Below are 19,906 nucleotides of genomic sequence, written 5' to 3' on the forward strand. Positions count from 1 at the left end.
AATGGAAGTTTGCTTGGCTTTCCTTCAGATGGGACAAAATAGAAGCGGATTTATCACTTAGTGATGTTTGGGACGACTAAACTAGACATATTTTTTTAAGCGTGTTAAACTTTTTTAGTTGAATAATTTTACAGTAAAACTGTGGACAATTTTGTTCACAGTTTTTTTACGGGTCTTAGATTTTGTACATAGATTGGATAGGATAATATTGTTGAAATTGGTTAATATCTCGCAACAATTTGGGGATAAAGTATTATATGAAAAACTAAACTTACAAATAAATACTGGAGAACATATTGGTTTAATCGGTCAAAATGGTGCGGGTAAATCTACATTGGTTAAGATTATTACGGGTGAAGTTTTAGCCGATGAAGGTTTTATTGAATTCCCAAAAAACCAAAGTGTTGGATACTTAGATCAATATGTGAGAGTTGACGAACAGTTAACGATTTATGAGTTTTTAAAACAAGCTTTTGCAAAGGAACTAGCCATTGAAGAAGAAATCAGTGAGCTTTATGAAAAGTATAGTCAAACATTTGATGATCTTTTACTAGAAAGAGCGGGAAAATTACAAACAAAATTAGACCAAAGCGAATTTTATCAGATGGATGCTTTGATTCAAGAAATGGCTGTTGGTCTTGGACTTGATGTCTTGGGCTTAGATACTTTATTGAAAAATTTAAGTGGCGGCCAGCGTTCAAAAGTTATTTTAGCTAAATTATTATTAGAAAAACCGGATATCTTGGTCTTAGATGAGCCAACGAATCATTTAGATGATAAACATGTCCAGTGGCTAACTTCATTTCTACAAAATTTCCCAGGGACTTTTTTAGTGGTTTCGCATGACCAAGAATTTGTAAACGAGGTTACCACTCATATTGCTGATATCGAGTTTGGGATGCTAACGAAATATACAGGAAACTTAACTAAAGCGTTAAAACAAAAAGAAGCTGACCACGAAAATTACATGAAACGTTATGAAGCTCAAAAAAAGCAGATTGAAAAAACAGAAAAATATATACGTAAAAACAAGGCTGGATCTCGCTCTAAAATGGCCAAAAGTCGTGAAAAGCAATTAGCTAAAGTAGACCGCCTAACGCCGCCCACAAATCAAATAAAACCCAATTTTAACTTTCCTTATAAAGAAATTGTTGCGACTTTTGCGGTAACAACACAAGGGTTAACTATCGGTTATGGGAAACCTTTATTAAATCCTATTGATTTAACGATTCGTTATGGAGAAAAAGTTGCTTTAAAGGGATTTAATGGGATTGGTAAATCGACCTTATTAAAAACATTACTGGGTGAAATCCCGGCTTTAGCTGGTGAATTCCACTACCCGAACAACACGAAAGTGAGTTATTTTGAACAAGAGCTAGTCTGGGAGTCACCTCTGCAAACACCCTTACAGTACCTAGGGAATATCTTTCCTAATGCTTCCAATAAAGAACTGAGAAGACAGCTTTCACGTTGTGGACTGAGCGATCAACTGGTGCAAGAGTCACTTAAGTTATTGAGTGGCGGCGAACAGTCAAAGGTGAAATTAGCACAACTAACTTTGCAGACTAGCAATTTTTTAATACTAGATGAGCCGACCAACCATATTGACCAAAAGACTAAGGAAAGCCTACAGGAAGCCCTAGGTAATTACCCTGGTACTGTCTTGGTTGTTTCTCACGAACAAGAATTTTATGAGCCTTTTGTAGATCGAGTGATTGACATAGAAAAACAGGAGAAAGATTAAGTCGAAGTCGTTTCACTTGGATAAAACAAGCGACTCAAAAGCCTGTGAAAGCTTAATAGGTTTTAACTTATCTGATTGATTGTTTGCACTACGACACCTATGAGTACAAATATAAGACCTAAAACAGCGATAACCCCTTTTTTCGAGACTTTTTTTCGTCGATTTCCGTGCCTCTTAGCAGAAGCTGGTTGGTCTGCTGACCTGTGCCTCATTTGTTCCTGTTTAGCCAAACTAGGTAAAAACAGCGACATAAAAAGAAAAATGATACCAATCATTGTAATACCAATGGCAAAGACGGTAGGTTTATTGATTTTTAAATGTTCTAGTAAAAAAGTAACAATTGGGTTATCTAACAATTGTGCCTCTGTTGCTTTTTGCCTTGTTTCAGACGAAGTAAGATTGGTTGATAAAATCAGATCTGATTGATTATTTACTGAGCTTGTGTCTACCTCTTGGGCCGAAGCTGTCACACTGAAGGTAAACATACAAAAGAAAAACAAGTAGATTGTGGCAAGCAATTTTTGTTTAATTTTCAAAATAAGTCTCCTTTATTACCATGAATTGATTTATAATTTATCTCGTTCATTTTATCATATTTTTTATTTTCTGAATAAAAGTTTACCATACATCAAAATATTTGAGGCAAAAATGATCATTCGTTATAATGGAAATAGAGGTTGAAAAAGACCTATACTGAACAAGGAGGAAGAAAATTATGAGTAAAATTGCAGCAATTATGACAGATTTTGTTGAAGATATCGAGATAACTTCACCGAAAGAAGCATTAGAAAACGCTGGAAACGAAGTTGTGGTTATTAGTGATAACGGAAAAGACCACGTAGATGGTAAACAAGGTTCCACAATTTCAGTTGATCAATCTATTGAAGATGGAGATGTTTCTTCCTTTGATGCATTATTAATTCCAGGAGGATTTTCTCCTGACCAATTACGTACAGACGATCGTTATGTTGATTTCACTAAAAAATTTGTTGAATCTGGTAAGCCTGTATTTGCCATTTGTCATGGACCACAAATCTTTATTCAAGCTGGTGTGGCTAAAGGTAGAACAATGACTGGCTTTACATCTGTTCGCCCTGATCTAGCAAACGCTGGAGCAAATGTAAAAGATGAAGAAGTGGTTGTCGATGATAACTTGATTACTAGTCGCACACCAGATGATTTAGATGCATTTAATAAAGAAATCGTGAATGCATTAAAATAACGAAATGATAAAGCAAGGGTTCTTTTTTGGATCCTTGCTTTTTTTTACAAGGTGGGTATAAAAATGACATTAAAATTTGTTTATCAAGATATTACTAAAATGAATGTAGATGCCATTGTTAATGCTGCTAATAAACAATTACAAGGAGGTAGTGGCGTGTGTGGCGCTATTTTTAAAGCAGCTGGCTGGCAAAAGTTACAAGCTGAATGTGATCGATTAGCCCCAATAGAAACTGGAGAAGCCGTTGTAACAACTGGTGGCAATCTTCCTGCTTCTTATATTATTCATACGGCAGGCCCTATTTATCAAAAAGAAAGTAAGAATGTTTTTGAATTATTGGCTGCAAGTTATCATAATAGTTTAAAAAAAGCAGTTGAAAAAGATTGTGGCAGTGTAGCCTTTCCTTTAATTTCTACAGGAGTCTACGGCTTCCCACCTGATGCAGCGGTAAAAACTGCTGTGAAGACAATTCGTCAGTTTCTTGCAAAAAATGAACTGACTGTCTATCTTGTCTTCTTTGATGAAGCTTTGTTTACAAAAAGTCAGGCGCTATTCCAGTAATATCATAAATGAATAAAATAATATAAAGATACCTAGGTTGAAACTTTTGTTTCAGCCTATTTTTTAACGCCAAAATGAAATCAAGTAAGCTCTTTAATGTTATTTTTTTCACATTTAAAGAACTAATAATCTCACGCTGCATAATTTTCCCCATAAAAGTGGGTTGCTAAATTCATTGTTAAGTAAGCGCTTTTAAAATATAATAAAAATTGTCAAGGAAATGACGTGTGCACATAAAGATTATTCTTTGTTCGTTATTTTTTAAATGAAAACAATTTGGAGGGAAATACGATGAGAAATATTAAAGTATTAGTCGCTTGTGGGGCTGGGATAGCTACATCAACAGTTGTGACACAAAAGGTAGAAGAATTGCTCAAAGAAAATGGGATAAAAGCCGATGTAGATCAAATAAAGATCTCACAGGCAGCTGGAAAACAAGACGGCGCCGACATGCTGATTTCTACCACAGTATTACCACAAGAATATGATATTCCTGCCATTAAAGCAATGTCGTTTTTAACTGGCGTGGGTACAGAAGAGACTGAAAAGGAAATTATAGATACAGCTAAACAAATTAGCTGACATTTCTTGAAAGGAGCACAATATCATGGGAGCTTTAATGAACGCTGTACAAGCGGTTTTAGATATGGGACCGAGTGTTATGTTGCCTATTATTATCTTCATTGTAGGGTTGATATTTCGGGTGAAAGTTACTAAAGCAATAACTTCTGGTATTACAGTAGGAATTGGTATGATCGGGATTAATTTAGTGATAGATTTACTAACCAATACCGTTGGTCCTGTTGCCCAAGCTATGGTGGAACGCTTTGGGTTAAATTTAACAATTATTGACGCTGGTTGGCCGGCAATTTCATCCATCACGTGGGCGCAACCTATTGCAGGATTGATGATTCCTATTATCTTAGTGGTTAATTTAGCTATGCTTGGTTTGAAATGGACGAAAACTTTAAATATAGATATTTGGAATTATTGGCATATGTCTGCAGCGGCAGCAACTGCCTATATTGTTACAGGAAGTATTATGATGGGGATTTTAGGCGGTATTTTGTATACTATCTTTTGCTTGATTATTGCTGATAAGACAGCACCAAAAGTACAAGAATACTATGGTTTAGAAGGTATTAGTTTTGCTACTGGTTCGGCAGCCGGCTATGCTGTATTTGGAATCCCAGCTGCTTGGCTCATTTCTAAAATACCAGGTCTAAATAAAATTAATGTAAAACCTGAAACTATTCAAAGGCGATTTGGCATTTTTGGGGAGCCAATGATTATGGGCGTTATTATCGGGGCATTTTTAGCTATTCTTGGAGGCTATGATATTTCTGGTATCCTACAAACAGCTATGACAATGGGCGGTATTATGTTATTGATGCCGCGTATGGTAAAGATTTTGATGGAAGGACTTATTCCTATTCAAGAAGGCGCACAAAAAATGTTAAAAAGCCGTTACAAAGATCGCGAAATTTTCCTTGGGATGGATGCCGCATTAGCAACTGGTTCGCCTGCAGCTTTATCGACGGGTCTTTTAATGGTACCGATTACTTTATTTATAGCAGTAATTTTACCAGGTAATCATGTTTTACCATTTGGAGATTTGGCAACGATTCCATTTTTTGCGGCGTTAATTGTACCTGGACGTAACGGAAATATTGTGCATTCAGTCTTAGCTTGTACTGTTGCCGTGGTATTTGGTTTATATATGGCTACCAATTTTGCCCCAGTTATCACGCAAATGGGTGAAGGTATCGTAGAGTTTCCAGAAGGAGCTGCTCAAATCAGTAACTTAGATACTGGCGGTAATATTCTAAACTGGATTATCTTAAAAGGCTCAGAATTATTCAATAGTGTATTTTAATTGAAAGGTCGGAAAAATATGCAAGCAGCAGAAAACACGCAACAAAATAAAAAAACAATGAAAGCTGTAACAAAAAAAGAGGCCGGATATGACAAAATGTCTCTTGAGGCACTAGAAATTCCAGTTCCTAAAGAAGATGAAATCTTGATTGAAGTTGCTTATACAGGAATTTGCGGTTCAGATATCCATACATTTAAGGGTGAGTATAAAAATCCAGTAACCCCAGTTGCTTTAGGACATGAATTTTCAGGACGTGTCGCTCAAGTAGGAGAAAACGTTATGAAATTTAAACCTATGGATCGTGTAACGAGTCAAACAACTTTTTATGTTTGCGGACAATGTACTTACTGCAAAAAAGAACAATATAATCTTTGTCCTTATCGTAAAGGCATTGGTACTCAGCAAAATGGATCTTTGGCAAAATATGTTATCGCCAAAGAAAAATATGCGCATAAATTACCAGAAAATTTAAGTTACGAAGGAGCAGCTATGTCAGAACCTTTGTCATGTTGCGTCCATGCTATGTATCAAAGAAGCCCCTTAGATCTTCATGATACAATCCTAGTTATGGGACCGGGGCCTATTGGTCTGTTCTTAGTTCAAATTGCGAAAGAGATTGGCGCAACAGTCATTGTTACTGGGATCTCAAAAGATAGCGAGCGCTTAGAATTAGCACAAAAATTTGGCGCAGACGCGATCGTTGATACCCAAACGCAAGATTTAACAAAAGTCGTCAACCAGCTGACAGATAATGTTGGTGTAACTAAAGTTTATGACGCTTCAGGCTCAGCTGTAGCCGTTAATCAAGCTTTGCCTTTAATGAAAAAAGGCGGAGACTTTGTTCAAGTCGGTTTATTTAAAGATAAGTTTGAAAAGTTAGATGTAGAAACGATTATTCAAAGAGAGATTCATTATATTGGAAGCCGATCACAAAATCCATATGACTGGCCAATTGCCTTACATTTATTAGCTAAAGGTGCCATTGACGTTTCTACCATGGTAACAAAAAAGTTTCCTTTAGAAGAATGGCGAACAGCTTTTGAAAGTGTGATGTCAGGAGATGAGGTTAAAGTAATGATTCAATCAGGAACAAGTTTTAGCTAAAAAATGAGTCAGAAAACTTCTGACTCTAATTTATTTATAAAATAGAGAATATATTTCGAAGGGGAATTCAAATGGAATTAGATGCAAGAACCAATCAACTATTTATTGAGATTTTAAACAACCCTGACGAAACTAGCACTTCTTTGAAAAAAAGACATGATCTAACTCGTTCGCAATTAAGTTATTCGCTACAAAAAGTTAATGAATATTTAGATGAATTAAATCTAGATCCAGTTACCCGAACGACTAATGGTCATTTTATTATAACAAAAGAAACAGCAGAAGAATTTGTTCAAAACAATTCGCAAATCACCAAGGATACGTATTTATTACCAGAAGAACGCGTTCAATTATTGATCTTAATGCTTTTATCAAAAACTGAACCCTTATCGATGAACCATTTTATTGTCGAATTGAATGTTAGTAAAAATACAGTTGCTAGAGACCTTAAAGAAGTGGAGCCACATTTAGCCAACTATCAATTATGCTTAGAATATCTGCGTTCAAAAGGTTATCGTATCAAAGGGGAAGAATGGAATCGTCGTCAGTTATTAACTGACACAGTGAATACGATTAATCAATCTATCAATAATGAAGCACTTTTGAAACAATATGGTGATATCACGCAGTCACAATTAGCAGAATATAAAAAGAAAGTCAGCGTACTAGAAAAACGCTTGAACTTACGCTATTCTGACGATAAGGTAAATACTTTGCCAGTGTTGACTCTGCTGTTAGATCGACGCATTATAAGAGGAAAAAAGATTAATTATGATTTTGAATTAGACTATGTTGAACTACAAGAAACCAAAGAATATAAGGTGGTTAAAGAAGTATTTTTCCCAAAATATAAGAAAGAGATTAATGAAATTATCTATTTTACCTTACTTTTTTTATCGACGACGCTAACTCAAGTAGATGTTTTATCCAAAGGGCAGTTTGAAACGATGCAATTAGCCGTTTTAAATATGATTGATCGTTTTGAAAAAGTTGCTCAGGTAAGCATCGACGATAAAAATGAGTTGCTTAAACAGATTATGCTTCATATGCGTCCTGCTTATTATCGTATCAAATATAGTATGCACTTATCAGAAGTTGATATCACAAGACAACAAAGTCGAGAAGTTTCTTCTATTTTTTACTTGGTAAAAAAATCAATCAGACCGCTTGAAGATTTTTTTAAAAAAAGCATTTCAGATACAGAAATTTTTTACTTAGCCTTATTTTTTGGCAGTCATTTATTAGAAAATAATAGTTCTTTATTACGCAAAAAAGATCCCACTGCGGTGATCGTTTGTACAAATGGTATTTCAGTTTCCTTACTTATGGAACAAACATTGAAGGGAGTTTTTCCTGAGGTAGATTTTGTTTCTACGATGTCATTACGAGAGTTTTACGCTCAAGATGTTGAGGTAGATCTGATTTTTTCTTCAGTTCCTTTAGATATAGACAGAAGGTATTTTTTGGTAAAGGATTTTTTGACGGATAAAGGAAAAATGCAGCTACGGCAAAGAGTAATGAATGAGACAGTGATCGGCTTAGATGAGACATCACTGGCTGAAAAAATTGTTGCTAATGTGCTTCAGCAAGCAGAGGTAGACGATAAAGAAAAACTGTTTTTTGAAATATTGAAACTTTTAAAAGACAATACTTCAGAAAATGCTGTAATTGACAATGAGGCAAATCATTTTGATCAACTGATGCCGAAAAATGGCTTAATTATAGAAGAAAACGAAGTATCGTGGCATGAGGCTTTAGAACGACTCAGTCAGCCTTTAATCGAAGAAAAAATGATTGAACCACGTTATTTAACTGCTTTAAAACAAGAACTGTCAGAAATTCCACCCTATATTGTTTTTCGCAATCAACTAGCTTTACCACATACAGAACCAGAAAAAGGGGCACGTGGTGTCGCTATGTCCTTTGGAATTTTTAAAAAAGGAATTGTTGCCAAAACCGGTGAAACTATTCATTTTATTGTGCTTTTAGCTTCAAACAATAAAGAAAAACACGTTGATGCTTTATTAGAAATCATGGATTTAGCAGGCCGTGATACGGTTTTATCTGATTTGTTAGCATGCAATGATAAAAGTCAGGTGTGGCGGTTGTTACGCTTATATAGAATTAATTACTGGGGGTAAGTCAAATGGAGAAAAGGGTCACGGATTATTTAGAGTATTCCCCTATTTTGTTAGGAGTACAGTATCAGGATAAGAAAGAAATTTTTGACGCGGTGCATCAGTTAGTTTTAGAAAAAAATTGGGTCACAGAAGATTTTGCAGATAAAATTTTGGAAAGAGAAGAAACTTTTCCTACTGGAATTGAACAAGGAGCATTTGGTGTCGCTATTCCACATACGGATCCTGAGTGGGTAAAAGAGGAATTCATTGCATTAATTATTCCTGATCACTCTGTTTTATTTCAGCGGATGGATGACGCCAAACAAGATGTACAAGCAGATTTTATTTTTATTTTAGGATTAAACCAGTCGCATGAACAATTAGCGATGTTACAAAATTTAATGCAATTAATCCAAAATACGGAATTGCTGCAAAATTTATACAAGCAAACAAATCCCAATGAGCTACTTTCACTTTTAAAACAATACAATTTTTAAGAAACGCTTAAAAACACCCACAGATAGTTAAGTCATTGATATTCTTAACTATCTGTGGGTGTTTATTTTTTTTCAATGCAAAATAATATAGGGGGGTCATTTTTTTGGTTAATAAATTGGTAACGCAAAACGTTATATTGATCTTGATGTAAGTTCTGACAGTAATGATCAACCATAGTTAGCTCTTCTTTTCCACCAGCGTGTCCATAATAAGAAACTATTACAATTCGTCCTTTATCAGATAAATGTTTCAGTAAGATATCTAAAGCTTTTCTAGTAGTAGCAGGCAGGGTAGTGAGCGTTTTGTCACTTTTTGGCAAATAACCAAGATTGAATATAGCTGCCTTTATAGCTTCATCTTCAGTAAGATAATTTTCTATGTGTTCATGTCCATCCTGAATTAATTCTGTATGTTCCATAAGTTTGTTATCTACTAATCGTTGTTGTGTTTTTAATAAAGCTTGTTTTTGAACATCAAATGCATAAACTTTACCGTTAGGCTGAACAGTTTGAGCCAAAAACAAGGTGTCATTCCCGTTTCCCATAGTAGCATCTACAACATGATCGTAATCTGTGAGAATTTCTTTTAATAAAGTATGGCTAAATTGTAGTGCATTTTGTAACATAATGATCTCTCTTTTCAATTCTATCCATGCTATAGTTGTTTCTTTTGCAAAACACGAATGAGTCGTTGTTTGCGATACATGGGATAAGTAAATAATAGCCAGGTCAAACTTTCACAATAGCCACCTAAGATGTCTGATGGAAAATGAACACCTAGATATATTCTGCTAATACCGATGAGCAAAATAAAAATAGCCAGTAGCCCTTGTAAGCTAAGGCGCCAAACTTTTGATTGAATAAATAATGGGACCAAAAGAAGCAAGGAGCCATAAAACACCATGCTTGCAGTTGCGTGGCCACTAGGAAAACTAAAGCTAGTTTCAACGACTAAATGTTCTAATAAAGGTCGTTCGCGGCTGAAAAATAGTTTTAATAAAGGATTGACGATGATTGCGATGATAACAACGTTACTAGCTAACCAAAGAGCATCGATATATTTTTTTCCACGAATGAGAACCAAAAAAACCGCTAAAAAAAGTAGGGCAATGCTAACTGAATTACCAAATTGGGTAATCCATAAGAAAAAACCATCCCAATTTGGAGAAAGACTACGAACAGCAGTAGTAATTGTGTCATCAAAGGGTTCTAACCATTCAGGATAAAACTTTACGACATAACTCAAAAAAGCAAAAATGAGGAAAGTACAGCTAGCGGCAAACTGCATATATAATTTTTTGTGCATATAAACTAAAAGCTCCTTATTTTTTTAACAAAAACAGTATAGCATAACTATAAAAACAGTCTAAAATGAAATGGAGTAACTTAGAAAATTTTTTATATTACAACTAGATTAAAAAAATATTACATTCGTTTTTTGTTTTGCCTATGAAAAATATTACATGTATAATTGTTATAAATGTAAAAGTTTGGAGGAGAGTAAATGAGATCGTCTTTGACACGAAAAGAGCGCCGAAAAGTTCAGGAGCGCATGAGTTTATATGGGAATTTTAAAAAGGGTGCGGCAGTTGTTGGAACAACTGTTACAGCTGTTTCAATGGTTACACCTTTATTACCGCTAGATAACGTCTTTGCTGAGGAAGCAGATAGTAGCGTAGTAGCATCTTATGAATCAGAAGATGGGGCACAAGACTTTCAAAGTCAAACAGATGATCAAACGGTTGAAGAACCAAGTGCTGAAGCTGAAAATAATGTAACGCAAGATAACAGTGTAGAAGCTGGGGATGTCGAACAAGCAGAAGAACCAGCTGATAATGAAGTAGCCTATGACCAAGCGCAGCAATTTTCAACAGAAAGAGAAAATTCGCAAGATCAAGTTCAGCCACAAGAAGAACCAGAAGAGGATCTTCAACAAGAAGAACAAACATCAGAAGATGAAGAACAAGATGCTGAAGCAGAAGAAGATCTTCCAGAAACTCCGGAAGAAGAGGCAGAACAATTACAAGAAATTGCTGGGCAACATCCAGGAGATCAAGGACCAGCAGAGGCGTCTACTTTTTCTGCACAACTTTCGCCGGAACCTTCTGCATTTATTGAAGAGTTTGCGGCACATGCAGCGCCTGTTGCCGAAAGTAATAATTTGTACGCGTCAGTAATGATAGCACAAGCTGTCGTAGAAAGTGGTTGGGGTTCAAGTGCTTTATCACAAGCTCCTAATCATAACTTATTTGGGATTAAAGGAAGTTATAACGGACAGTCTGTAACGATGCCTACCCAAGAGTATATTAATGGTAGATATGTTACAGTTGACGCGGCCTTTCGTAAATATCCTTCATATACTGCATCGTTTCAAGATAACGCTGCTTTATTAAGTACAAGTTTGTACAGCGGCGCTTGGAAAAGTAATACAAATTCATACAAGGATGCTACAGCTGCTTTAACAGGTCTTTATGCAACTGCACCGAACTATAATACCGTATTAAATGGCATCATCGAAAGTTATGATTTAACTCGTTTTGATTCTGGAAACGATGGTGGAGTGATTGATACTGGTACGGGCGGTAACGAAAACACCGACGAAGATACTGGTGAAGATAATAACTCTGCTAACGATGATGCTTCATCGAATAGTAACTCAAGTACTTATACAGTGCAAGCCGGCGACTCTGTCTGGTTGATCGCTGATAAAAACGGGATTACGATGAATCAATTACGCGACTGGAATAATATCCAAAATGATTTTGTTTATCCTGGTCAAGAGTTAACCGTATCAAAAGATGGCAGTTCAAATGGCTCAAATAACTCAAATGGTGCCGGAAATTCTGGTAATAACAGTAATTCATCAAATAATGGTTCAAGCACTTATACAGTGCAAGCTGGCGATTCTGTCTGGTTGATCGCTGATCAAAACGGGATTACGATGAACCAATTGCGCGACTGGAACAATATTCAAAACGATTTTGTTTACCCTGGTCAAAAATTAACTGTGTCAAAAGGTAGTAGCTCTAATAATTCAAATAATAATAGCTCAAGTAGTTCTCATAATTCCTCAGGCGGAAGCTACACAGTGCAAGCTGGCGATTCTGTCTGGTTGATCGCTGATCAAAACGGGATTACGATGAACCAATTGCGCGACTGGAACAATATTCAAAACGATTTTGTTTACCCTGGTCAAAAATTAACTGTGTCAAAAGGTAGTAGCTCTAATAATTCAAATAATAATAGCTCAAGTAGTTCTCATAATTCCTCAGGCGGAAGCTACACAGTAAAAGCTGGCGATTCTGTCTGGTTGATCGCTGATCAAAACGGGATTACAATGGATCAATTGCGTGACTGGAACAACATTCAAAACAATTTTGTTTATCCTGGTCAGAAACTTACTGTGAGCAATGGGTCTTCTTCATCTAGTTCATCCAACAACAGTAGCTCATCAAATACTCAACATAAAGTTAAGAGTGGAGATAGTTTATGGCTGATTTCGCAAGAATATGATATTTCAGTGAGTCGTTTGAAGTCTATCAATAATTTAAATTCAGATACGATTTTTATCGGTCAAAATTTAAAGGTAAGCTAAATGATTCATTAAAAGCAATGGAAATAAAACACGTCAAATGACGTGTTTTATTTATTTAACGATTATAATTGAATTTATGCTACTTTTTTGATACTATGTATACAGTCTATGAACATATGAAACAAAACTACTGTGGAGTAGTAAAAAGTTTTTCTTTTTAGAGAGTACATGGTTGGTGTAAATGTGCAAGAATACTTTTGAACTTGCCTTTTCGTGTAGTTTAAAAGCACATAAGGCGGCGGCCGTTAAAACGTTTGAGGCTGAATTTTTTTCAGTAAAAATAGGTGGTACCACGCTTATTGCGTCCTATAGGAAGCTTATAGCTTTCTATGGGATTTTTTTTATTTTTACAAGGAGGAGAGATTTGTGAAAACTTACGATCACAAAGCTATTGAAAAAAGATGGCAAAATTATTGGGAAAAAAATAATACATTTGTTACAACAGAAGATGAGCAAAAACCCAAAGCTTACATTATGGACATGTTTCCTTATCCATCTGGGCAAGGTTTGCATGTAGGTCATCCAGAAGGTTACACAGCTACAGATATCTTAGCGCGCATGAAGCGTAGTCAAGGTTATAATGTGTTACACCCAATGGGATGGGATGCTTTCGGACTCCCTGCTGAACAGTATGCATTAGATACAGGAAACGACCCAGCAGAATTTACTAAAAAAAATATTGAAGTATTTCGTAAACAAATTAATTCTTTAGGTTTTAGTTACGATTGGGAACGAGAAATTAATACAACAGATCCTGATTACTATAAATGGACGCAGTGGATTTTTATAAAGTTGTATGAAAAAGGCTTGGCTTATGAAGCTGAAGTGCCTGTGAATTGGGTGCCAGAACTTGGTACAGTTATCGCCAATGAAGAAGTCATTGACGGAAAAAGTGAACGTGGCGACTATGATGTTGTACGTAAACCAATGCGACAATGGATGTTGAAAATTACCGCTTATGCTGATCGTTTATTAGATGACCTAGAAGATTTGGACTGGCCGGAAAGTATCAAAGAAATGCAAAGAAATTGGATTGGACGTTCTGTAGGGGCAAACGTACAATTTAAAATAAAAGATACAGACGAAACATTTACTGTATTTACAACACGGCCTGATACACTGTTTGGTGCTACCTATGCTGTATTTGCCCCAGAGTTGGATCTTGTTAAACAAATTACGACAGCTAAACAAAAGGAAACTGTAGATCAATATATTGCAGAGGCTGCTAAAAAATCTGAATTAAGCCGTACGGATTTAGCTAAAGAAAAAACAGGTGTTTTCACTGGTGCTTACGCAATCAATCCAGTAAATGGGAATGAAATTCCTATTTGGATTGCCGATTATGTTTTATCTTCTTACGGAACTGGAGCTATCATGTCTGTTCCTGCTCACGATGAACGAGATTACGAATTCGCTAAGAAATTTGGTCTAGAGATCGTTCCTGTATTAGAAGGCGGCGATATAGAAAAAGAAGCCTTTACAGAAGACGGCCCTCATATCAATTCTGGATTTTTAAATGGCTTAAATAAAGAAGAAGCTATTGAAAAGATGATGGCTTGGCTTGAAAAAGAAGGCTTAGGTCAAAAAGAAGTTAGTTACCGTTTGCGTGATTGGCTATTTTCTCGTCAACGTTATTGGGGTGAACCAATTCCTATTATTCATTGGGAAGATGGTACTACTTCTGCCTTGTCAGAAGACGAATTGCCATTAGAATTGCCAAAAGCTGCCGATATTAAACCAAGTGGCACGGGCGAATCGCCTTTAGCTAATGTAACAGATTGGGTTAATGTGACAGATCCAGTAACTGGGAAAAAAGGCCGTAGGGAAACAAATACTATGCCACAATGGGCAGGAAGTTCTTGGTATTTCCTACGTTTTGTAGATCCGCATAATAAAGGCGCTCTAGCAGATTATGATCATTTGAAGAAATGGATGCCGGTAGATGTTTACATTGGGGGTGCTGAACATGCAGTGTTGCATCTGCTCTACGCACGTTTTTGGCATAAGTTTTTATACGACATCGGCGTAGTACCAACAAAAGAACCTTTCCAAAAATTGTATAATCAAGGAATGATTTTAGGTACAAATAATGAAAAAATGTCAAAATCACGAGGTAATGTTATTAACCCTGATGACGTTATTGAACAATATGGCGCGGATACATTACGTCTTTACGAGATGTTTATGGGGCCTTTAGATGCTTCTGTTGCTTGGAGTGCAAGCGGCTTAGAAGGTAGTCGTAAATTCTTGGATCGTGTATGGCGCTTGTGTGTTGATGAAGACGGAAAAATGCGTGATCGTATTACCACTATAAATGACGGTTCATTAACAAAAGTTTATAATCAAACGGTTAAAAAAGTCACTGAAGATTTTGCAGACTTACGCTTTAATACCGCAATTTCTCAATTGATGGTATTTGTAAATGAAGCTAATAAAGCTGATTCACTTTATTATGGTTATATAGAAGGTTTTGTACAATTACTCGCACCTGTTGCGCCTCATTTGGGCGAGGAATTATGGGCAATTCTTGGTAATAAAGGAGGCATCTCTTACGTTCCTTGGCCAACTTATGATGACTCTGCTTTAGTTGAAGACCAGGTGGAAGTTGTTTTGCAAATTAATGGAAGAGTTAGAGCTAAAGTCCAAGTTCCGGCTGAAGCGACAAAAGAAGAATTGGAAGAATTAGCTAAAAATAATCCTAACATTCAAGAACATTTGGCAGACAAAACGATTCGTAAAGTAATTGTGGTGCCTAATAAAATTGTTAATATTGTCGCAAATTAAAGAACGATAAAAACCGCAAGAATTCAACATAAGTTGGTTCTTGCGGTTTTAAATATAATGAAATAAAACAAGAAAAGAGGAAAATCGTAATGCTGATTGAACAAAAAAGAAGCTAGAAAAAGTTTCTAGCTTCTTTAGTTACAATTTAATTTTCATTTTATTCGGCAGCTTCGTATTTGACATCAATATTACCATTTACTGCTTTTGAGTAAGGGCAAATACTATCTGTTTCTTGCAAATACTTCACAGTATCTTCTTTAGAAACACCATCGATTTTACCGATAATTGTTACTTCTAAATGAAGTGTAGTATGATCGTCTGGCAAATCTCCGTATAAAGTTACTTCTGCACGAATTGAACGATCACGGTCACCTAAACCGTCACGATCTAATGGGAATTGGATCGCTCCATTAAAGCAAGCAGAAAATCCTGCAGCAAATAGTTCTTCTGGGTTAGTGTAACCTTTTTTATTTGTTCCAGATGTTTTTACTTCAAAATCACCATTTAAAGATCTGCTAACACCTTCGCGTCCGCCTTCGTTAATTACTGTTGAAACAGACATTTTGTTGCTCATGAATTAACACTCCTTTTGTGTTTTTATGTTACAACTTCACTATAGTATAAAAAACAAAAGAAGAGAAATAAAGTGCTTATAAATTAGCAATATCATAAATGCGAGGAAAATAAAAAATACTCTTAGCTTTTAGTCCAAGAGTATTTTAATAAGTCTATTTTTTTGCACGTGCTAATCCTAGAAATAAAGTGGAAGTAGCCACAATTGGGAAAAACCACATTAATACAAAGCCATAAGGAACGGTAGAACGAGTATAATTTTCAATGGTTCCTTGTGCAAGAATAGCCGCTAAAAATTTCCAAGCAAAATAAGCAACTAAAAGAATAACGATAGTAACGATGAAAAATAGTAATTTTTTGTGTTTAGCAGACATGGAAACGCTCCTTCAACTTATCTATACATTGATTATACAAGAAAAATTGCATAAAAATAAAGGCATACTCCAAAGAAAATAAAAATGTAATAAAAATGAAATAAAAATGAAATAATTAGTTTTCGTTGGATTCATTAATTAGACGTTTAATGATATCAAAATCACCTTCGTAAGTGACTTCTGTTCCGCGATATTTCATCATCTTTTCAGTTCCTTTACCGGCAACGATGACTGTATCGTTTGCTCGTGCTTGTTTAAAAGCAGAAGTAACAGCGCTGGCGCGATCAAGCTCTAATTGAACATCAGTATCAGGATTTGTAATGGCAGTTTTTATTTCTGCAGCAATAGCAGCGGGATCTTCAAAATCTGGATCATCACTGGTTAATATAGCAATGTCTGCATATTCTGATAGTGCTTTTCCAATATCAGGCCGACGAGAAATAGCTTTTCCTCCTGCACTACCTGTGACAATGATAATTCGCCCTTTAGGCCTTAATTCGTGCGCGAATTGACCGATGGAATGAATACTTAGATAATTATGAGCATAATCGATAAAAATGTAAGCCCCATTTGTTTTTTCCAGTAAATTCATACGTCCAGGTATTTGAGTTAATGGTAAGCTTTCTTGGCATTTTTGTTTTGATACATTTGCTAATCCGCAAGCTAAAATAGCCGCTGTAGCATTTTCGTGGTTAAATTGCCCAAATAAAGCTATCTTATAGTCGCCACTAATACTTAGCATATCATTGCTTTTCGCTTTTAAATTAAAACTGCGAGCCTCTTCTTTATTTGATAAAAGGTAAGTTCCTTCATTATGTCCATAAGTGTATAAAGGAATTTGGTGATCGTTACAAGTTTTTTCTAAGATATCAAATTGATCACTTTCATGGTTGATCACCATCTGTTTACTATTTAATAACAACTGCCTTTTACAATTAAAATAATCTTCAAATGTTGGATGCTCGATAGGGCTGATATGATCTGGGCTAATGTTTAAAAAGATCCCAGTTTCAAAGGTAAGGTTATAAACCCTTTTTGTTTTATATGCTTGTGACGATACTTCCATCACTAAATGTGTGAGTCCATTTTCACAAGCAGTAGCCATCTGTCGATATATATCAAGTGCTTCAGGTGTTGTTAATTTTGAAGGAAGAAGCGTTGTGCCATCTAGAGTGGTTTCTTCTGAAGAGAAGAGCGCCACTTTTTTGGCAAATGCATCATCCAATATTTTTTTAATGAAGTAAGCTGTTGTTGTTTTTCCTTTAGTACCTGTAATTCCGATTTTATATAATTTATCTTGAGGATGATGATAAAAAGCTTGTGCCACAATAGCCATGGCTTTGCGAATATCAGTAACGATTATAGCTTGTGCTGATGTATCATATTTTTTTTCAGAGACATAGACGTTTACGCCTTTGTCCACGGCATCTTGTAAAGACGCTACTTTAAAATGGCGTCCCTTGCAAAAAAATAAGGTTTGTTCTGCTAAATCACGGGAGTCATAAGACAGATAAGTGAATTTTTGATCAGTTAGTTGCTCTTTGCTGCTTGGTTCTTTTAATAAATTTTTTTCTGCTAATAATTGATAGAGCCCTTTAAGGGTTATGGAATACATAAGTTACACACACCTTGCTTTCTGGTAAAAAACTTCTCAACCATTATAGCACAGGAGAAGAAAAACCGGTATTTTTGATAAATTTTTTTAACAAAAGAAGTCGTTTTTAAAAATCATTTGCGATTGCTGGTGTTTCGAATTAAAATAAGGATTATGTATGAAGAAAGTTGGAGAAGATAATCATGATGAATAATAAAGACCCCGAAACACCAGAGTTAACAAATGAAGACAAGATGGCTCGCGGTTCTGCATGGATGACGATTGGTAATATCGGTTCACGCCTTTTAGGTGTCATTTATCTTTTGCCTTGGATATATTGGTTAGGCGAGGATGCTTTACCCGCAAATGCGTTATTTGGGATGAGTTATAATGTTTATGCCTTATTTTTAATGATTTCAACTGCAGGTCTTCCTTCTGCGATTGCCAAGCAAGTGTCTTACTATAACTCGATAAATGAATATAGAGCGAGTCAAAAACTTTTTATACGGGCTCTGCAATTGATGCTAGGGCTGGGTGCAGTTTTTGCAATTATTATGTACTTCGCGGCCCCTGCTCTTGCACGTTATGCTGGAGGTGGAGTAGAACTAATCCCTTCAATGCGTTCTCTAAGCGTGGCAATTTTAGTTATTCCGTTAATGAGTGTCATTCGTGGCTACTTTCAAGGTTTACAAAACGTTGCTCCCTATGCTATTTCGCAATTAATTGAACAAGTAGCTCGTGTTGGTTATATGTTGGTTGCTACATTTGTTATTATGAGGCTAGGTAGTGGGGATTATGTTGCCGCAGTGACACAATCAACTTTTGCCGCTTTTATTGGCGCATTAGCTAGTATTGCTGTATTGCTTTACTACTACAAAAAAGAAAAAGGACGCCTGGATGTCTTAGCAGATATGAGTCCAGGAAAAGTCAAAGTTAATACAACAAGGTTATTACTTCAAACGATTAGAGAAGCTGTACCGTTTATTATTGTAGGTTCAGGAATCACTATTTACAAAATGGTCGATCAATATACGTTTATTCGAACTATGTCTGGTTTTACGGAATATTCTGGTCAACAGTTGAAATCCTTATTCGCTTTGTTTAGTAGTAACCCAGATAAGTTAGTTATGGTTGTGATTGGACTTGCCACTTCTTTAGCTACGGTAGGGTTACCTTTAGTGACTGAAGCTTTTGCAAAAAAAGACCGTCCTGCTTTAGCAAAACTCGTTGGTAATAATTTACAATTGTATACCTTTGTTATGTTCCCATCGACATTTGGTATGATGCTGTTAGCTTATCCGCTGAATACTTTATTTTATCAACCTAATCGTTTAGGTGCTAACCTTTTAATCGCCGTTAGTTTTTCTGGCTTATTATTAGGGTTATTCATGCTTACTTCAAGTATGTTGCAGGGTATATATAAAAATTCTTCAGCTGTGCTTTACTTTGTTATTGGTCTAGCTGTTAAATTTTTAACTCAATACTTAAGTATTTATATGTTAGAATCTTATGGTCCAGTCGTTTCTACCATACTTGGTTTTGGGGTGACTTGTTATCTTAACTTACGTAAATTACAGAAAGAAACTGGATTTAACGTTGGTCTAACTTTTCGCCGGGTCGTATTAATATTTATGCTGTCTATGGCGATGATTGTTTTTGCCGCTATTACACGCGGGATTTTCGGCATGGTCTTTACTCAAGAACGTAAAGTGCAATCTTTTATTTTGATTTTAATTGTTGCACTCATAGGTGTAATAACTTATCTGTATATGACGCTGAAAATTCGGTTAGCTGATAAACTTCTAGGAGCAAAAATGGCTTCATTACGTCAAAAATTAAGAATAAAATAAAATAGACATAAA

Annotated in this window: 17 protein-coding genes and 1 other annotated feature; of the genes, 11 read left to right on the plus strand and 6 right to left on the minus strand. The window is 35.7% G+C overall.

From position 1 onward, the window contains the following. Positions 1 to 202: 202 nt before the first annotated feature. On the plus strand, positions 203 to 1,744 hold the full coding sequence (locus tag AC806_RS00450) for an ABC-F family ATP-binding cassette domain-containing protein (protein ID WP_180991284.1): 1,542 nt from the start codon (positions 203 to 205) through the stop codon (positions 1,742 to 1,744). Between the two features lie 62 nt (positions 1,745 to 1,806). On the opposite strand, the gene AC806_RS00455 is transcribed toward AC806_RS00450, so the two are convergent. After that, the gene (locus AC806_RS00455) at positions 1,807 to 2,280 is read right to left on the minus strand and encodes a hypothetical protein (protein WP_069028505.1); all 474 of its coding nucleotides are present in this window, start codon (positions 2,278 to 2,280) and stop codon (positions 1,807 to 1,809) included. A 179-nt stretch (positions 2,281 to 2,459) separates the two neighbouring features. Here AC806_RS00455 and AC806_RS00460 point away from each other — a divergent pair, with 179 nt between their 5' ends. The 7 genes from AC806_RS00460 (at position 2,460) to AC806_RS00490 (ending at position 9,124) form a co-directional block, all read left to right on the plus strand. Beyond that, on the plus strand, positions 2,460 to 2,966 hold the full coding sequence (locus AC806_RS00460) for a type 1 glutamine amidotransferase domain-containing protein (protein WP_061839976.1): 507 nt from the start codon (positions 2,460 to 2,462) through the stop codon (positions 2,964 to 2,966). A gap of 63 nt (positions 2,967 to 3,029) precedes the next feature. After that, on the plus strand, positions 3,030 to 3,527 hold the full coding sequence (locus AC806_RS00465) for a macro domain-containing protein (protein ID WP_069028506.1): 498 nt from the start codon (positions 3,030 to 3,032) through the stop codon (positions 3,525 to 3,527). A 291-nt stretch (positions 3,528 to 3,818) separates the two neighbouring features. Further along, complete coding sequence (locus AC806_RS00470) at positions 3,819 to 4,109, plus strand: PTS sugar transporter subunit IIB (RefSeq protein ID WP_069028507.1); 291 nt, start codon at positions 3,819 to 3,821, stop codon at positions 4,107 to 4,109. 25 nt (positions 4,110 to 4,134) lie between these two features. After that, a complete protein-coding gene (locus tag AC806_RS00475) occupies positions 4,135 to 5,403 on the plus strand; it encodes a PTS galactitol transporter subunit IIC (protein WP_014123496.1) in 1,269 nt (422 codons plus the stop codon). A gap of 18 nt (positions 5,404 to 5,421) precedes the next feature. Beyond that, on the plus strand, positions 5,422 to 6,507 hold the full coding sequence (locus tag AC806_RS00480) for a zinc-binding dehydrogenase (RefSeq protein WP_174706059.1): 1,086 nt from the start codon (positions 5,422 to 5,424) through the stop codon (positions 6,505 to 6,507). A gap of 71 nt (positions 6,508 to 6,578) precedes the next feature. Continuing rightward, complete coding sequence (locus AC806_RS00485; RefSeq protein ID WP_069028508.1) at positions 6,579 to 8,648, plus strand: BglG family transcription antiterminator; 2,070 nt, start codon at positions 6,579 to 6,581, stop codon at positions 8,646 to 8,648. Between the two features lie 5 nt (positions 8,649 to 8,653). Next, entirely contained in the window at positions 8,654 to 9,124 is a 471-nt protein-coding gene (locus AC806_RS00490) for a PTS sugar transporter subunit IIA (RefSeq protein ID WP_014123500.1), read from the plus strand. Positions 9,125 to 9,186: 62 nt separating this feature from the next. Here the strand turns inward: AC806_RS00490 and mnmM are convergent, their stop codons facing one another. Together mnmM and AC806_RS00500 are read right to left on the minus strand one after the other, a co-directional pair. Beyond that, positions 9,187 to 9,750, minus strand: a complete 564-nt coding sequence (gene mnmM, locus AC806_RS00495; protein WP_069028509.1) for a tRNA 5-(aminomethyl)-2-thiouridylate-methyltransferase MnmM — start codon at positions 9,748 to 9,750, stop codon at positions 9,187 to 9,189. Between the two features lie 29 nt (positions 9,751 to 9,779). Continuing rightward, positions 9,780 to 10,430, minus strand: a complete 651-nt coding sequence (locus AC806_RS00500) for a phosphatase PAP2 family protein (protein WP_014123502.1) — start codon at positions 10,428 to 10,430, stop codon at positions 9,780 to 9,782. Between the two features lie 198 nt (positions 10,431 to 10,628). Here AC806_RS00500 and AC806_RS00505 point away from each other — a divergent pair, with 198 nt between their 5' ends. Both AC806_RS00505 and leuS read left to right on the plus strand, forming a co-directional pair. Further along, on the plus strand, positions 10,629 to 12,719 hold the full coding sequence (locus AC806_RS00505; RefSeq protein WP_069028510.1) for a LysM peptidoglycan-binding domain-containing protein: 2,091 nt from the start codon (positions 10,629 to 10,631) through the stop codon (positions 12,717 to 12,719). Between the two features lie 123 nt (positions 12,720 to 12,842). Then, positions 12,843 to 13,031, plus strand: a binding site (T-box leader). A gap of 54 nt (positions 13,032 to 13,085) precedes the next feature. Next, positions 13,086 to 15,503, plus strand: coding sequence for a leucine--tRNA ligase (leuS, locus tag AC806_RS00515; RefSeq protein WP_069028512.1), 2,418 nt, complete (start codon positions 13,086 to 13,088; stop codon positions 15,501 to 15,503). A 157-nt stretch (positions 15,504 to 15,660) separates the two neighbouring features. On the opposite strand, the gene AC806_RS00520 is transcribed toward leuS, so the two are convergent. The 3 genes from AC806_RS00520 to murE all read right to left on the minus strand — a co-directional run bounded on the left by AC806_RS00520 (position 15,661) and on the right by murE (position 18,065). Then, positions 15,661 to 16,077 carry an Ohr family peroxiredoxin gene (locus AC806_RS00520; RefSeq protein WP_061839971.1) on the minus strand — a complete coding sequence of 139 codons (417 nt, stop codon included), beginning with the start codon at positions 16,075 to 16,077 and terminating at the stop codon, positions 15,661 to 15,663. A 154-nt stretch (positions 16,078 to 16,231) separates the two neighbouring features. Next, positions 16,232 to 16,450: a hypothetical protein gene (locus AC806_RS00525; RefSeq protein ID WP_069028513.1), complete on the minus strand. Its 219-nt coding sequence runs from the start codon at positions 16,448 to 16,450 to the stop codon at positions 16,232 to 16,234. A 115-nt stretch (positions 16,451 to 16,565) separates the two neighbouring features. Then, positions 16,566 to 18,065 (minus strand): UDP-N-acetylmuramyl-tripeptide synthetase, encoded by a 1,500-nt coding sequence (gene murE / locus AC806_RS00530; RefSeq protein ID WP_069028514.1) that lies wholly within the window; start codon positions 18,063 to 18,065, stop codon positions 16,566 to 16,568. A gap of 182 nt (positions 18,066 to 18,247) precedes the next feature. Here murE and AC806_RS00535 point away from each other — a divergent pair, with 182 nt between their 5' ends. Then, positions 18,248 to 19,894 carry a putative polysaccharide biosynthesis protein gene (locus AC806_RS00535; protein WP_069028515.1) on the plus strand — a complete coding sequence of 549 codons (1,647 nt, stop codon included), beginning with the start codon at positions 18,248 to 18,250 and terminating at the stop codon, positions 19,892 to 19,894. Positions 19,895 to 19,906 lie beyond the last annotated feature (12 nt).

This window comes from Tetragenococcus halophilus (assembly GCF_001712815.1).
Classification (GTDB): Bacteria; Bacillota; Bacilli; order Lactobacillales; family Enterococcaceae; genus Tetragenococcus; species Tetragenococcus halophilus.

What these genes read in the sequence shown, in the direction of transcription:
- AC806_RS00460 (WP_061839976.1), top strand. Translation starts at nt 2,460, where the DNA reads ATGAGTAAAATTGCAGCAATTATGACAGATTTTGTTGAAGATATCGAG.
- AC806_RS00465 (WP_069028506.1), top strand. Translation starts at nt 3,030, where the DNA reads ATGACATTAAAATTTGTTTATCAAGATATTACTAAAATGAATGTAGAT.
- AC806_RS00470 (WP_069028507.1), top strand. Translation starts at nt 3,819, where the DNA reads ATGAGAAATATTAAAGTATTAGTCGCTTGTGGGGCTGGGATAGCTACA.
- AC806_RS00475 (WP_014123496.1), top strand. Translation starts at nt 4,135, where the DNA reads ATGGGAGCTTTAATGAACGCTGTACAAGCGGTTTTAGATATGGGACCG.
- AC806_RS00480 (WP_174706059.1), top strand. Translation starts at nt 5,422, where the DNA reads ATGCAAGCAGCAGAAAACACGCAACAAAATAAAAAAACAATGAAAGCT.
- AC806_RS00485 (WP_069028508.1), top strand. Translation starts at nt 6,579, where the DNA reads ATGGAATTAGATGCAAGAACCAATCAACTATTTATTGAGATTTTAAAC.
- AC806_RS00490 (WP_014123500.1), top strand. Translation starts at nt 8,654, where the DNA reads ATGGAGAAAAGGGTCACGGATTATTTAGAGTATTCCCCTATTTTGTTA.
- mnmM (WP_069028509.1), bottom strand. Translation starts at nt 9,750, where the DNA reads ATGTTACAAAATGCACTACAATTTAGCCATACTTTATTAAAAGAAATT.
- AC806_RS00500 (WP_014123502.1), bottom strand. Translation starts at nt 10,430, where the DNA reads ATGCACAAAAAATTATATATGCAGTTTGCCGCTAGCTGTACTTTCCTC.
- AC806_RS00505 (WP_069028510.1), top strand. Translation starts at nt 10,629, where the DNA reads ATGAGATCGTCTTTGACACGAAAAGAGCGCCGAAAAGTTCAGGAGCGC.
- AC806_RS00520 (WP_061839971.1), bottom strand. Translation starts at nt 16,077, where the DNA reads ATGAGCAACAAAATGTCTGTTTCAACAGTAATTAACGAAGGCGGACGC.
- AC806_RS00525 (WP_069028513.1), bottom strand. Translation starts at nt 16,450, where the DNA reads ATGTCTGCTAAACACAAAAAATTACTATTTTTCATCGTTACTATCGTT.
- murE (WP_069028514.1), bottom strand. Translation starts at nt 18,065, where the DNA reads ATGTATTCCATAACCCTTAAAGGGCTCTATCAATTATTAGCAGAAAAA.
- AC806_RS00535 (WP_069028515.1), top strand. Translation starts at nt 18,248, where the DNA reads ATGATGAATAATAAAGACCCCGAAACACCAGAGTTAACAAATGAAGAC.